The organism is Actinacidiphila sp. bgisy167, from assembly GCF_965342175.1.
In the GTDB taxonomy this organism is placed as follows: Bacteria; Actinomycetota; Actinomycetes; order Streptomycetales; family Streptomycetaceae; genus Actinacidiphila.
Genome location: NZ_CBDRBL010000007.1, coordinates 30,862 through 44,679, shown reverse-complemented (window position 1 = coordinate 44,679; position 13,818 = coordinate 30,862). Strand labels below are relative to the sequence as shown.

Genomic DNA, 13,818 nt, shown 5'->3' with positions numbered 1-13,818 from the left:
GGCTGCTCGTGCTCAACGGGGGCTCCTTTCGGACGCGCCGCAGGAGCGGCGGACAACGAGACGGGCGGACACGGTGACCGACGGCGCCGGTCTGCCCTCCACCCGGTCGATCAGCGAGCGCACCGCGGCTCGGCCGAGCTCGCCCGTGGGCTGGGCGATCGCGGTGATCGGCGGATCGGTGTGGAGGAACCACGGGATGTCGTCAAAGGCGGCGAGCGCGATGTCGTCGGGCACGCGCATGCCGCGGGCGCGGATCTCGTCCATGGCGCCGAGCGCCATCAGGTTGTCCGCGGCGAAGACCACCTCGGGCGGGACCGGCAGGTCCAGGAACCGGGCGGTGGCCCGGCGGCCGCTGTCGGCCTGGAAGTCGCCCTGGCCGATGTACTCGTCCGGGAGCGGCAGTCCGAAGCCGGCCAGCGCCTGGCGGAAGGCCTGTACGCGCTCGCGGCCCGTGGTGGTCGCGGCGGGGCCCGCGATGATCGCCAGCCGGCGGTGGCCCAGGCCGTGGAGGTGCGCGACCAGGTCGCGCACCGCGTCGCAGCCGTCGGTGCGGACCACCGGGACGTCCTGGCCTATGCCGGGGATCCAGCGGTCGACGAAGACCATCGGGGTGCCGGAGCGCACCGCGTCCTGGATCAGCGGGGAACCGCCGTCGGTGGGACTGACCAGCAGTCCGTCGATGCGGCGGTCCAGCAGCGTGCGGATGTGGTGGTCCTGCTGCTCCGGCCGTTCGTCGGCGTTGCCGATGATCACGCTGTAGCCCAGTGCCCTGGCCTCGTCTTCGACGGAGCGGGCGAGCTCGGTGAAGAAGGGGTTCAGCACGTCGCTGATGACCAGGCCGAGGGTATGGGTCTGGTCGGTGCGCAACGACCGCGCCACCGCGTTGGGCCGGTAGCCGAGCTCGGCCACGGCGGCCAGCACCCGGGTGCGGGTGTCCGGCCGGACCGACGGGTGGTCGTTGAGCACGCGGGAGACCGTTGCGACGGAGACACCGGCGCGTGATGCCACGTCCTTGATGCTCGCCACCCGTCCCACCTCCTCGTGGAATCGATTACAAGAGGGATTGGAATCGATTACATGTCTCAAGGCAAGGGTTCGAAACCGGATCGTTACCTTCCGGTGGCCGATCGGCGAGCGTGTCCACAGGCGACGGCGGCCTGTCGTGGCCGAGCGGTACGGTCGGATCACAACGCAGAACAGGGAAGGTGGCCCGCGCCGTGGGGGAGCTGAGACTGGCCGTCGTCGAGGGCGTCCTCGAGCGGATCACCTACGCCAACGAGGAGAACGGGTACACGGTCGCCCGGGTCGACACCGGCCGCGGCGCCGGCGACCTGCTGACCGTGGTCGGCTCGCTGCTGGGTGCCCAGCCGGGGGAGTCGCTGCGCATGGAGGGGCGTTGGGGCTCCCACCCGCAGTACGGCAAGCAGTTCACCGTGGAGAACTACACCACCGTCCTGCCTGCCACGATCCAGGGCATCCGGCGCTACCTGGGCTCCGGGCTGATCAAGGGCATCGGCCCGCGCATTGCCGAGCGCATCGTCGAGCACTTCGGCACCGACACCCTGGAGGTCATCGAGCGGGAGCCGGCCCGGCTGGTGGAGGTCCCGGGGCTCGGCCCCAAGCGCACCAAGTTGATCGGCGCCGCCTGGGAGGAGCAGAAGGCCATCAAGGAGGTCATGGTCTTCCTCCAGGGCGTCGGCGTGTCCACCTCGATCGCGGTGCGCATCTACAAGGAGTACGGCGACGCGTCGATCTCCGTGGTGAAGAACCAGCCCTACCGGTTGGCGGCCGATGTCTGGGGCATCGGCTTCCTCACCGCGGACCGGATCGCGCAGGCCGTCGGCATACCGCACGACAGCCCCGATCGCGTCAAGGCCGGTCTCCAGTACGCCCTGTCCCAGGCGACCGACGGCGGCAACTGCTTCCTTCCCGAGGAGCGGTTGCTCTCGGACGCCGTGAAGCTGCTCCAGGTGGACACCGGCCTGGTCATCGACTGCCTCGCGGAGCTGGCGGCCGAGGAAGGGGTGGTCGTCGAGCCCGTACCGGCCCCCGACGGCGGGGAGGATCCGGTGCGCGCGGTCTATCTGGTGCCCTTCCACCGGGCGGAGATCTCCCTGGCCGGCTCGGTGCTGCGGTTGCTGCGCGGCGCCGAGGACCGGATGCCCGCCTTCCGCGACGTCGACTGGGACAAGGCGCTGACCTGGCTCGCCGAGCGGACGGGCGCGGATCTCGCCCCCGAGCAGCAGCAGGCGGTGCGGCTGGCGCTCACCGAGAAGGTCGCCGTGCTGACCGGGGGCCCCGGCTGTGGCAAGTCCTTCACGGTGAAGTCCGTGGTGGCCCTGGCGCAGGCGAAGAAGGCCAAGGTGGTGCTGGCCGCGCCCACGGGCCGGGCGGCCAAGCGGCTCGCCGAGCTGACCGGGGCCGAGGCCTCCACCGTCCACCGGCTGCTGGAGCTCAAGCCGGGCGGCGACGCCGCGTACGACAGGGATCGGCCCCTCGACGCCGATCTGGTCGTCGTGGACGAGGCCTCGATGCTCGATCTGCTGCTGGCGAACAAACTGGTCAAGGCCGTGCCGCCAGGGGCGCACCTGCTCTTCGTCGGCGACGTGGACCAACTGCCCAGCGTCGGCGCCGGCGAGGTGCTGCGCGATCTGCTGGCCGAAGGCAGCCCCGTCCCGTCGGTCCGGCTGACCCGCATCTTCCGGCAGGCCCAGCAGTCCGGCGTGGTCACCAACGCCCACCGGATCAACTCCGGAGCGCATCCGGTCACCCAGGGGCTGGACGACTTCTTCCTCTTCGTGGAGGAGGACGGCGAGGAGACGGCACGGCTCACGGTGGACGTGGCGGCCCGGCGCATCCCGCGCCGGTTCGGCCTCGACCCACGCCGCGATGTGCAGGTGCTCGCCCCCATGCACCGCGGCCCCGCGGGCGCCGGCGTGCTGAACGGGCTCCTCCAGCAGGCCGTCACCCCGGCCCGCCCCGATCTGCCGGAGCGGCGCTTCGGCGGCCGCACCTTCCGCGTCGGCGACAAGGTGACCCAGATCAGGAACAACTATGAGAAAGGCGCCAACGGCGTCTTCAATGGAACGGTGGGAGTCGTCACCTCCCTGGACACCGTGGAGCAGCGGCTCACCGTACTGACCGACGAGGACGAGGAGATTCCCTACGACTTCGACGAGCTGGACGAGCTGGCCCACGCCTACGCGGTGACGATCCACCGGTCGCAGGGCAGCGAGTATCCCGCCGTCGTGATCCCTGTCACCACCGGAGCGTGGATGATGCTCCAGCGAAACCTGCTCTATACCGCCGTCACCCGGGCGAAACGACTGGTCGTGCTCGTGGGCTCGCGCAGGGCGATCGGCCAGGCGGTCCGCACCGTCTCCGCAGGCCGACGCTTCACGGCCCTCGACCATCGGCTGGCTCGGGCGGCAAGATAGGCACTCGGTGCCACCATTCGGCCCCCCGACCGACCCCGAGTGCACGCGGCCACGCCAAATGGGGGACAGTAGGGGTAGTCAGGGCACCTGCCAACCTCGAAGAAGAGGCACGACGTCGGTGAGGGAATGACGTGAGCGACAACTCTGTAGTACTGCGGTACGGGGACGGCGAGTACAGCTACCCGGTGGTCGAGGGCACCGTTGGGGACAACGGCTTCGACATCGGCAAGCTGCGCGCCGACACCGGCCTGGTCACCCTGGACAGCGGCTATGGGAACACCGCGGCCTACAAGTCCGCGGTCACCTACCTCGACGGCGAACAGGGAATTCTGCGCTACCGCGGTTACCCCATCGAGCAGATCGCCGAGCGCGGCACCTTCCTGGAGACCGCCTACCTTCTCATCAACGGTGAGCTGCCCACCGTCGACGAGCTCGCCGCCTTCCGCGGCGACATCACGCAGCACACGCTCCTCCACGAGGACGTCAAACGGTTCTTCCAGGGCTTCCCGCGGGACGCGCACCCGATGGCGATGCTGTCCTCCGTGGTCAGCGCGCTGTCCACCTTCTACCAGGACAGCCACAACCCGTTCGACGAGAAGCAGCGCTACCTGTCGACGATCCGGCTCATCGCCAAGCTGCCGACGATCGCCGCGTACGCCTACAAGAAGTCGGTCGGCCACCCCTTCGTCTACCCGCGCAACGACCTCGGCTACGTCGAGAACTTCCTGCGGATGACCTTCGCCGTGCCCGCCGAGGAGTACGAGCTCAACCCGGTCGTCGTCGACGCCCTGGACAAGCTCCTCATCCTCCACGCCGACCACGAGCAGAACTGCTCGACCTCCACCGTCCGCCTGGTCGGCTCCTCGCAGGCCAACCTGTTCGCGTCGATCTCCGCGGGCATCAACGCCCTGTGGGGCCCGCTGCACGGCGGCGCCAACCAGAGCGTGCTGGAGATGCTGGAGGCCATCCAGGCCGACGGCGGTGATGTGGACGCCTTCATCCGCAAGGTGAAGAACAAGGAGGACGGCGTCCGCCTGATGGGCTTCGGCCACCGGGTCTACAAGAGCTTCGACCCCCGGGCCAAGATCATCAAGGCCGCCGCCCACGACGTGCTCTCCGCGCTCGGCAAGTCCGACGAGCTGCTGGACATCGCGCTGAAGCTCGAGGAGCACGCCCTCAGCGACGACTACTTCGTCTCGCGCAACCTGTACCCGAACGTCGATTTCTACACCGGCCTGATCTACCGGGCTATGGGCTTCCCGACCACGATGTTCACGGTGCTCTTCGCGCTCGGCCGGCTGCCCGGCTGGATCGCCCAGTGGCACGAGATGATCACCGAGCCGGGTTCCCGGATCGGCCGTCCGCGCCAGGTCTACACGGGAGTCGTCGAGCGGGACTACGTCCCGGTCGAGGCCCGCTGACCCGGCGTCCCGCGCACAGAGAAACGCCCCGCGCCGAATCCCCCCACGGGTTCGGCACGGGGCGCTTCCGTTTCCCGGAGCGGATCCCCCCACGGGTCCGTACCGGGCGTTCTTTGGGTGCGTTCGCCCAGCCGGGCCAAGCCACCCGGGAGGGCCGCTCAAAGCTCTCCGGGCAGTTCGCCCCGACCTGGCGACCGGGCTGTCCCCCAAAGACAACCCGCTCATCATGTCACCGAGTCCGCCGGGAGCCCGGTGTCTTCTCTCGGTTAGACCCCCTCGTAAACCAAAAGGTTACGTTCCAGCCAGTGTGACCTCGGCCTCGGCTACGCATCTCCTACGCCGTCCGCATCATGGCGGACCCCTGTGTCGGTGACGTACCCGCCGTCCCGTAACGTGCTGTCCCTCCTCGAGGAGCGGAGCGTGATGTCGCAGAACGCAAGTGTGGGCCGGCACGTCGTGGTGACCGGCGGAGGAACGGGCATCGGCCGGTCGGTGGCCACCCTCTTCGCCGAAGCCGGCGACCATGTGACCATCGTCGGCCGGCGCCGCGAGGTGCTGCACGCCACCGCCGACGAGCTGAGCGCCCGCCTGGGCCACGACGTGACCCCGGTCGTCTGCGACCTCGCCGATCCGGACGACGTGGAGGCGGCCCTTGCGCGGCTGCCGCGGCGCATCGACGTCCTGGTCAACAACGCGGGCAGTCGCGAACTCGCGATCGGGGCGGGCCCGCACGGGGTGCTGGCCCGCTGGCGCGGCGACTTCGAGCGCAACGTCCTCACCGCCGTCCTGCTGACCGAATCCGTACGCGACCGGCTCCCGGAGGGCGGCCGGGTCATCACCGTCACCTCGGTGGCCGCGCTGCGCGGCGGGGGCTCCTACGGGGCGTCCAAGGCCGCATTGCACGCCTGGAACCACTCCCTGGCGGCTCAGCTCGGCCCGCGCGGCGTGACCTGCAACATCGTCGCCCCGGGCACCGTGGCGGGCACCGAGTTCTTCGGCGCCCGGCTCGACGCGGCCGAGCTGACCCGCAGGGCGGGCCGGACCCTGGTCGGCCGGGTCGGACGGCCCGAGGACGTCGCCTCGGCGGTGGTCTTCCTGGCGTCCCCGGAGGCCGGCTTCATCACCGGCGAGATCCTGCAGTGCAACGGCGGTGAACTGCTCGGCCGCTGAGCTGCCGGGCCCGGCCCCGCAGCCGCAGCGGCCCGTTCGGGGCCGAGCGGCGGCGGGACCGACATCAACCGAACTCCCGGCGCCCGCGATTCCCGGGGCGCCGGGAACTCCACAGACGGACGGTGTCCGCGTACCAGTACGGCTTGCCGCCCTCCACGACGTCGGGGGGCGGCAAGTGCCCGTGCTTGCGGTACGAGCGCACGGTGTCGACCTGCACCCGGATGTGAGCGGCGATCTCGGCGTACGACCAGAGGGTCCGGTCCGTCATCTCCCACGCACCTCCCATGCGCCGGCCTTGGGGGCGGCCGGCCTCGCCGGGACCAACGACAAACGATCAGGGGCGGAAGGGGCTGTCGATCGTCTGTGACGCGAAGCCCGCGTAACGGTGACAAACGTCGAGGACGCATGACCGACCTTGCTGATAATCGGAGGATTCATCGGGGTGTGGCACCCCGGTAGTCGCCGCTGCGCGTACGGACGCCCGTACGCGCAGCGGCATCCGGTCTCCTGAAGGAAGGACGCGTCCGGTCCGCGGGCGCCGCGCGTAAGGTCGGTGGCGTGACGTCGACGAATCCCTTTTTCAGCCCGAGCACCCTTCCGTACGAGCTGCCGCCGTTCGCGGACATCCGCGAGGAGCACTACCTCCCCGCCTTCGAACAGGGGATGGCCGAGCACCTCGCCGAGACCGAGGCCGTAGCCGCGAACCCCGAGCCGCCGACCTTCGAGAACACGATCGTCGCCCTGGAGCGCTCCGGGGACCTGCTGGACCGCGTGTCGAAGGTCTTCTTCAACCGCGCGAGCTCCGACACCGCTCCCGGCATCCAGGAGATCGAGGCCAAGGTCAACCCCGCCCTCGCCGCCCACGCCGACGCCGTCCACCTGAACGCCGACCTCTACGTCCGCATCAAGGCGCTGTATGCGAGCCGCACGGAACTCGGTCTGGACGCCGAGGCGCTGCGGTTGCTGGAGCGCTACCACACCCGTTTCGTCCGCGCGGGCGCCGAGCTCTCCGAGGAGGGCCGCGAGCGGCTGAAGGCGCTCAACGCGCGGATCGCCGAGGCCTCCACGGCCTTCGAGCAGAACCTGTTCGCCGACACCAAGGCCGCCGCCCTGGTGCTCGACAGCCCCGAGGAGCTGTCGGGGCTCTCCGCCGACGCCGTCGCCGCCGCGGCGGCCAACGCCACCGCCCTCGGCCACGACGGCAAGTACGTCCTCAGCCTGAAGAACTTCTCCAACCAGTCGGAACTGGCCTCGCTCGACGACCGCGCCCTGCGCCGGCGCCTGCTGGAGGCCTCGCTCGGCCGGGGCCTGACCTCCAACGGCGAACTCACCGTCCGGCTCGCCGCACTGCGCGCCGAGCGTGCCGCTCTGCTCGGCTACGAGAACCACGCCGCGTACGTCGTCGCCGACCAGACCGCGGGCACCCCGGAAGCCGTGACGTCCTTGCTGACCCGGCTCGTGCCGCCCGCCGTCGCCAACGCCGAGCGCGAGGCCGCGGCCCTGGCCGCCGCCTCCGGGCTGGAGGACTTCTCCGCCTGGGACTGGGCGTACTGGTCGGAGAAGGTCCGCAAGGCGGAGTTCGACATCGACACCGCGGCGATGCGCCCCTACTTCGAGCTCGACCGGGTGCTGCGGGACGGCGTCTTCCACGCCGCCGGGCAGGTCTACGGACTGAGCTTCACCGAGCGCCCCGATCTCATCGGCTACCACCCCGACGTCCGGGTCTTCGAGGTCTTCAACGCGGACGGCTCCCCCCTCGGCCTCTACCTCGGCGACTTCTTCGCGCGCGCCTCCAAGCGCGGCGGCGCCTGGATGAACAGTCTGGTCGACCAGTCCGCGCTCACCGGCCGCAAGCCCGTCGTGGTCAACAACCTCAATGTCGCCAAGCCCGCCGAGGGCGAGCCCGCGCTGCTCACCTACGACGAGGTGAACACCCTTTTCCACGAGTTCGGCCACGCCCTGCACGGCCTGTTCTCCGACGTCCGGCACCCCTTCTTCTCCGGCACGGCCGTTCCGCGCGACTTCGTCGAGTACCCCTCGCAGGTCAACGAGATGTGGGTGACCCGGCCGGAGGTGCTGGCCCACTACGCCCGCCACCACGAGACCGGTGAGCCCATGCCCGCCGAGCTGGTGGCCCGGATGGAGGACGCGGAGCGCTTCGGGCAGGGCTTCCGCACGGTGGAGTACCTCGCGGCCGCCGTCCTCGACTGGGCCTGGCACACCATCCCGGCCGGACACGACCCCGGCGACGCCGAGGAGTTCGAGGCCGCCGCCCTGAAGGAGGCCGGACTCGCGCTGCCCGCGATCCCGCCGCGCTACCGCAGCACCTACTTCGCGCACATCTTCGCCCACGGCTACAGCGCCGGGTACTACTCGTACATCTGGAGCGAGGTGCTCGACGCCGACACCGTGGAGTGGTTCAAGGAGAACGGCGGCATGCGGCGCGAGAACGGCGACGTCTTCCGCCGCGAACTGCTCTCGCGCGGCGGGAGCGTCGACCCGATGGCGGCGTTCGAGGGCTTCCGCGGCCGGGCGCCGCGCATCGAGCCGCTTCTGGCGCGCCGGGGGCTGACCGGCTGAGCTCCGCGGCGCCTGATCCGGCGCCTTCCCCGGAGCGGGGAGCGTCCGTACGGCCTGCGGACGCTCCCCGGTTCGGGGCGTCTCGGCCAGGCCGGCGGCCTCCGCAAGCCCGGTTGCGTAAACGGATCGAACCCTTGGTCCGGACCTATCAGGAATGATCTATACCGGATAGGTCACGGCCGCATTACAGACAGCTCTTGTCCCTGCGCGCATGGTGAAGCTCTGTCACGGTGTCCTCACATCCGAGCCTCAGGGGGTTCACCATGTCTCAGCAGTCACACGTATCGCCACCGAACCAGTACGCACCGCTTCCGGAACAGGGCCGGAGCCGACCGCCGAAGAAGTCGGGCGCGGGGAAGATGATCGTCGGCGGGGCCGTCGCCGTCGCCGTCATCGGCGGAGGCGTCGCGTACGTCCTCCAGGGCGGGGCCGACAAGGGCGGTTCGGGGGGTGATTCCTCGGTCGTCGCCGAGTCCCCGGCGAGAGGCGCGGGCCAGAAGGCGGATCTGGCGGACGCGAAGATCACCTCGTGCGGCCTCACCGACTTCAGCAAGTTGCCCAATGCCGAGCTGACCATCACCAACCACAGTTCGGCGACCTCCGACTACCAGGTGCACATCGAGTTCCTGAGCACCAACGGAGAGCACCTCGCCCAATCCGTCGCCAACGCGTCCGGCCTGGCCGCGGGGGACAAGGCCGAGACGAGTGCTCAGGGGGCCCAGCCGCTTTCCGGGAAGATCACCTGCAAGGTCACCGAGGTGCTCCGCAAGTCGGGTTGACCCCGGTCGCCCCACCCGGTCGTCGGGGCGGGAGCGCGGTGCCGCCGCCCGCCCTCCGCCGCCCTCGGGCACCGGAGCTCCAGTCCGCGTCCCGGACACCGCGGCTGGGCATCGCGGGCTCCCGCCGGTGGGGCGGGTGTACGAACGACGAACGCGGAAGGCCCGCCCCCGGCAACCGGGAGGAAATTTCCGCTCGGTGCCGGGGCGCGTTACGCCTATCGGTCCGGCGGGCCGGCGGCCCCAGGGCCAACCTGCCGCCGCGACCGCTGCCGCCCGGGGCCGGCCGGTGGCCGCCTCAGGCGCCGATACGCGGAGGCGTGGCGGTGCCGTGGACCCGCTTGGCGTGTGCCGCGTACTTGCGTCGCGCCAGGATGGGGACGAGGAGCCGGACCGGCAGTGGAGCCGACGCGAGGACGCCCTTGAGTACCTGCGGATCGGCTTCGTACGCCGCTACTCCGAGGACCAGGGGCAGGAGGTTCTTCGGAATGGCCGCCATGCCGTGCTCGCCGAGCGCGTGCCACTCCTTCGCGGTGACGTGCTTCTCGACCAGCGGCAGGATCTCCCTCTCCTCCAGCGCCATGTGCTCCTCGAGGACGGTCGCCAGCTGCTGGAACACCTCGGCGAGCGCCGCGCCGCCCTGTCCGGTGGAGCGCCAGCCGGGGAGCAGTCCGGTCGCCTCCTTGTACAGTTCGTCGATCGCGTGGTGCTGCTCCTCCATGGTCGGCACGATCGCCGCGGCCTCAGCGCCTCCGCGCTCCGCCAGCTTGGGCCACAGCAGCAGGTCTTCGCCCTCGTGGTGCCCGTGCAGGAGGTCGCAGATCAGTACGGCATGGGAACCCACGACCTCCGCGCGCTGCGTGTCGCCCGGCCGGACGGACCGAATGAGGTCGGGAAGCAGCCGGAACTCCCGGCGCAGTCCCGCGTGGGCCATGTACATGTCGCGCGTGTCAGCCATGGGTTCGTTGAGGAGTGCCATCTTCTTCTTCCCTAGGTGTCGCGGCAGCGCTCCCGCTACGGGATGCGGCCGGTGTGCATAGGCCGGGCACGTCGTCGTGTACGGCAAGGCAGCCCGGTCGGACTGTGCGGCAGCCCTCGAGGGGATCGCCGAGGTGCGCTCTCCGGCGGGTCGGGTGCGTCGACCGGAACGCGGCCCTGGGGGAAACGCGATAGGCCGCAGCCGCCACAAGATCATGCCGAACCGGTGCCGGCGCGGCATCGGCCAGATGACTCGACCGCGCGGCCCGAGTAGCGGTAACGGAACGGTCTCAGCGCGCCCCTGGGGACAGGACCGGCTCCCGTCCCCGGACACGACGGGCCCCCGGGTCCTCACCCCCTCCGCTCAGGAGCGGGCCGGCCCCAGCCGCCCGCTTCCTGCCGGACGGGAGCACCGCGACGCGGTCACGGCTGGTCCAGGCCGGCCAGGGCGTCGCGCAGCGCGGCGCGGGAGGTGATCCCGAGCTTGGGGAACACCTGGTAGAGATGGCCGCTCACCGTGCGGTGGGAGAGATGGAGCCGCTCGGCGATCTGCTTGTTGGTGAGTCCGGAGGCGGCGAGGTGGGCCACCTCGGATTCCTGCGGTGTGAGCACGGCGGGGCCCCGATGGGGCCGGGCCGTCCAGCCGGCTGCCTTGAGGTGGCGCCCGGCCCGGTCGGCCCACGGGCGCGCGCCGAGCTCCCCGAAGATGTCCAGTGCCGTCACCAGCGTCTTCCTGGCGGCTCTGGTCATCCTCGCTTTCCGCAGCCGTTCGCCGTGGGCGAGGGCCACCCGCGCCCGCTCGAAGGGCCAGTCGTCGGTGCCGGGAAGCGACAGCGTCCGCTCGAACAGTGCCGTCGCCTCGTCCGCCTCCGGGGTCGCCAGGGCCGTGGCCGCGCCGACGAGCAGTGCGAGGCGCGGTGAGATGTCCGCGATCCCGGCTTCCTGAACGGCCCGCACATGGGCGGTCGCCGCTTCCGGGCGGTCGGTGCGCACGGCGGCTTCCACCAGGTCCATCACCACCCAGATCGCGTGCGGGGCGTAGCGCGCCAGCGAGCCGGCCGGGCTGATGGCCTCCGCGTGCCGGAACACGCTCTCGAAGTCCTCCTCCGCGAGCGCTGCCAGCACCCGGATGTGCGCGGCGGCGCTCAACATCTGGCCCGCGCCACGGGAGACCGCCCAGGACGTCATCGCGTCGGCCGTCTCCACAGCGGGGCCGAGGTCACCGCGTGCCGCCGCGACCAGAGCCTTCTCGTACCGGAAATACCAGGTGTAGAAGGGGTTGTCGACCTGCTCCCTCAGCCGGAGCCCCTCGTCGGCCAGCTGGACGGTCTCGTCCCAGCGGCCGGTGTTGAACGCGTCCTGGCACAGCACCGGAAGGACGGCGAGCTTCTTGACGGCCAGGCCCGAGTCCGCCTCCTGCTGCCGTACCCGGCGGGAAGCGTCGCGCACGCGGGACAGCCTGTCCACGTAGACACCAGCGGTGCCGATGCGGACGATGCTCGTCGGGTCGCTCTCCTCGGCCAGTCCGGCCAGCAACTCGTCCAGTGCGCGCAGCGCCGCGCCGCCGGCCCGCGCGGGATCACCGAGTGTCACCGCGGACGCCGTGATCACCGCGGGCACGTCCGGCAGCCGTCCCACGATCCTGTGGAAGTCCTGCCACAGCTCCGGCCGGCCGCCGAAGTGGCACAGGAGAATCAGCAGGTACAGGGCCTCGTCGAGGGCGGGATCATAGGAGTCGTGCCGGTGGAGCACCTGCTCGATGGCGGCCACGATCACTTGGTGGGCCATGTCGATGTCCCCTGTGCCGTTGAGCATCAGGTGGACCGCGGTGGCCGCCGCGTACAGGGAGGCGTGGTCGTCGGTGCCGGCCTGCCGGGCGTCCTCGAGGAGATGGGAGGCGTTGACGAGTTCACCGGTCGCGTCGGCGCCGATGAAGGCCCCTTGGGCGAGCCGGCGGGCGCGGTCGGGCGCCGCGGGGCTCAGGTGCCCGGCTCGCGTGAGGGCCTGGATCGCAGCGAACGAGTCACCGCGTGTGACGGCCGTGTGGGCGCTGCGTTCGAGGAGGGCCGCGACCTCCTCGTCGGGTTCCACCGCCGCTTCGCCCAGATGCCATGCCCGGCGCTCGAGCTGGTCCTCCAGGACGTCGGCGATGGCGCGGTGCGCCGCACGGCGCTCCGCGGTGGTGGAGGCGCCGACGATCGCCGAGCGGATCAAGGGGTGGCGGAAACCCAGGCGATGGCCGTTGTCGTCGAACCGGATCAGGTCGTCCTGTTCGGCGGGGCCCAGGTCGGCCAGCGTCGCCTGGACGGAGGAGTGCCGCCCCGCGCGCTGCAGGACGGCCAGGTCGCCGGTCCCGTCCAGCGCGGCGATCAGGAGCAGACGGCGGGAGGCGGGAGCCAGGCCCGAAAGCCGGGAGACGAAGAGCGCTTCCAGGCGCTGCCCCAGGGGCAGGACATCCGGGAGGCGCTCCAGTGCGGAACGCTGGGGTCCGGTCAGGGCGGTGGGCAGCTCCAGCAGGGCGAGCGGGTTGCCGTGGGCGGTGGTGACCACCCTCTCCAGCACGCTCCAGACCAGGTCCGGGTGCCGCAGGCCGACGAGCCGGCGCGCGGACGACGGGTCCAGGGGCAGCACCTGGTGTTCGGGTATGCCCGCGTGGTCGAGGCCTTCGCCTCGCCCGCGGGCCGCGGCCAGCACGGTGATGCCGGTACCGCTGAGGCGGCGGGCCACCAGGCCGAGGACCACGGCGCTGGCCCGGTCGATCCAGGGCAGGTCGTCCACGATCAGCAGCAACGGCTGGTCCGCGGCCGCGTGCTGCAGCAGCGCCAGGGCGGCGTTGGCGACGACGAGAGTCCGCGGCGGTGAACCCGTACCGAAACCCAGGGCCACCCGCAGTGCCTCGCGGTACACGTCGTCGAGCGCGTCGATCTCCTCAAGGAGCGGGAGAAGCACCTGGTGGAGACCGGAGTACGTCATGCCCGACTCGAACTGCGCGCCTGCCGCCCGCAGGACGCGGACCCCGGCCGCGCAAGCGCGCTGGGCGGCCCTTTCCAGCAGGGCGGTCTTGCCCACCCCCGCCTCGCCCGACAGCAGCAGCGCCCCTGGGGCGTCCGCCGGACGGCGGAGGAGGCCGTCGATCAGTTCGAGTTCCTGATGGCGCCCGACCAGGTTCTCCGCCTCGCAGGTGCGCGAACGGTGATCGTGGTCCACAAGCGACTCTCCATTGCGTGGATTCTTCAGGGTGCGTGGCGCCGGCGCACCCGGGTGGTGCGGTTGCCATGAGGCGCGCCCGGGACGGGCAGAAGGCACCGGGCAGGGCGGCAGAACCGGGCAGGGCGGCCGGGAGCCGCACCGCTGCTCGCGCGCCCGCGGGGCGCGCACTGTCCCGGGTGGCTCTGCCGCCTCTCACCGGGTGCCGGAAACGAGAGCGCCGACCCCGATGCTACTGCTCCGCCCCGG

The 13,818-nt window shown here is 71.1% G+C and carries 9 protein-coding genes; 5 read left to right on the top strand and 4 right to left on the bottom strand.

Features of this window, described 5'->3' with window-relative positions; translation table 11 throughout:
• Window positions 1-12: 12 nt before the first annotated feature.
• Window positions 13-1,026, bottom strand: a complete 1,014-nt coding sequence (locus ACRWND_RS04435; RefSeq protein ID WP_431946098.1) for a LacI family DNA-binding transcriptional regulator — start codon at window positions 1,024-1,026, stop codon at window positions 13-15.
• Window positions 1,027-1,217: 191 nt separating this feature from the next.
• On the opposite strand from ACRWND_RS04435, the gene recD2 reads away from it, so the two are divergent.
• The 3 genes from recD2 to ACRWND_RS04420 all read left to right on the top strand — a co-directional run bounded on the left by recD2 (window position 1,218) and on the right by ACRWND_RS04420 (window position 6,028).
• Window positions 1,218-3,437: an SF1B family DNA helicase RecD2 gene (recD2, locus tag ACRWND_RS04430; protein WP_431946096.1), complete on the top strand. Its 2,220-nt coding sequence runs from the start codon at window positions 1,218-1,220 to the stop codon at window positions 3,435-3,437.
• Between the two features lie 131 nt (window positions 3,438-3,568).
• A complete protein-coding gene (locus tag ACRWND_RS04425; RefSeq protein WP_431946094.1) occupies window positions 3,569-4,858 on the top strand; it encodes a citrate synthase in 1,290 nt (429 codons plus the stop codon).
• 423 nt (window positions 4,859-5,281) lie between these two features.
• Window positions 5,282-6,028, top strand: a complete 747-nt coding sequence (locus ACRWND_RS04420; RefSeq protein WP_431946092.1) for an SDR family NAD(P)-dependent oxidoreductase — start codon at window positions 5,282-5,284, stop codon at window positions 6,026-6,028.
• Between the two features lie 64 nt (window positions 6,029-6,092).
• On the opposite strand, the gene ACRWND_RS04415 is transcribed toward ACRWND_RS04420, so the two are convergent.
• On the bottom strand, window positions 6,093-6,296 hold the full coding sequence (locus tag ACRWND_RS04415; protein WP_431946090.1) for a MarR family transcriptional regulator: 204 nt from the start codon (window positions 6,294-6,296) through the stop codon (window positions 6,093-6,095).
• A 290-nt stretch (window positions 6,297-6,586) separates the two neighbouring features.
• On the opposite strand from ACRWND_RS04415, the gene ACRWND_RS04410 reads away from it, so the two are divergent.
• Window positions 6,587-8,608 (top strand): M3 family metallopeptidase, encoded by a 2,022-nt coding sequence (locus ACRWND_RS04410; protein WP_431946088.1) that lies wholly within the window; start codon window positions 6,587-6,589, stop codon window positions 8,606-8,608.
• A 263-nt stretch (window positions 8,609-8,871) separates the two neighbouring features.
• A complete protein-coding gene (locus ACRWND_RS04405) occupies window positions 8,872-9,387 on the top strand; it encodes a hypothetical protein (protein WP_431946086.1) in 516 nt (171 codons plus the stop codon).
• Window positions 9,388-9,682: 295 nt separating this feature from the next.
• On the opposite strand, the gene ACRWND_RS04400 is transcribed toward ACRWND_RS04405, so the two are convergent.
• Together ACRWND_RS04400 and ACRWND_RS04395 are read right to left on the bottom strand one after the other, a co-directional pair.
• Window positions 9,683-10,363: a hemerythrin domain-containing protein gene (locus ACRWND_RS04400; protein WP_431946084.1), complete on the bottom strand. Its 681-nt coding sequence runs from the start codon at window positions 10,361-10,363 to the stop codon at window positions 9,683-9,685.
• A gap of 422 nt (window positions 10,364-10,785) precedes the next feature.
• Complete coding sequence (locus ACRWND_RS04395; protein WP_431946082.1) at window positions 10,786-13,569, bottom strand: ATP-binding protein; 2,784 nt, start codon at window positions 13,567-13,569, stop codon at window positions 10,786-10,788.
• Window positions 13,570-13,818: the final 249 nt, after the last annotated feature.

Bases quoted from the DNA above. Each gene is read 5' to 3' on its own strand.
- ACRWND_RS04420 (WP_431946092.1), top strand. From the start codon at position 5,282: ATGTCGCAGAACGCAAGTGTGGGCCGGCACGTCGTGGTGACCGGCGGA.
- ACRWND_RS04415 (WP_431946090.1), bottom strand. From the start codon at position 6,296: ATGACGGACCGGACCCTCTGGTCGTACGCCGAGATCGCCGCTCACATC.
- ACRWND_RS04405 (WP_431946086.1), top strand. From the start codon at position 8,872: ATGTCTCAGCAGTCACACGTATCGCCACCGAACCAGTACGCACCGCTT.
- ACRWND_RS04400 (WP_431946084.1), bottom strand. From the start codon at position 10,363: ATGGCACTCCTCAACGAACCCATGGCTGACACGCGCGACATGTACATG.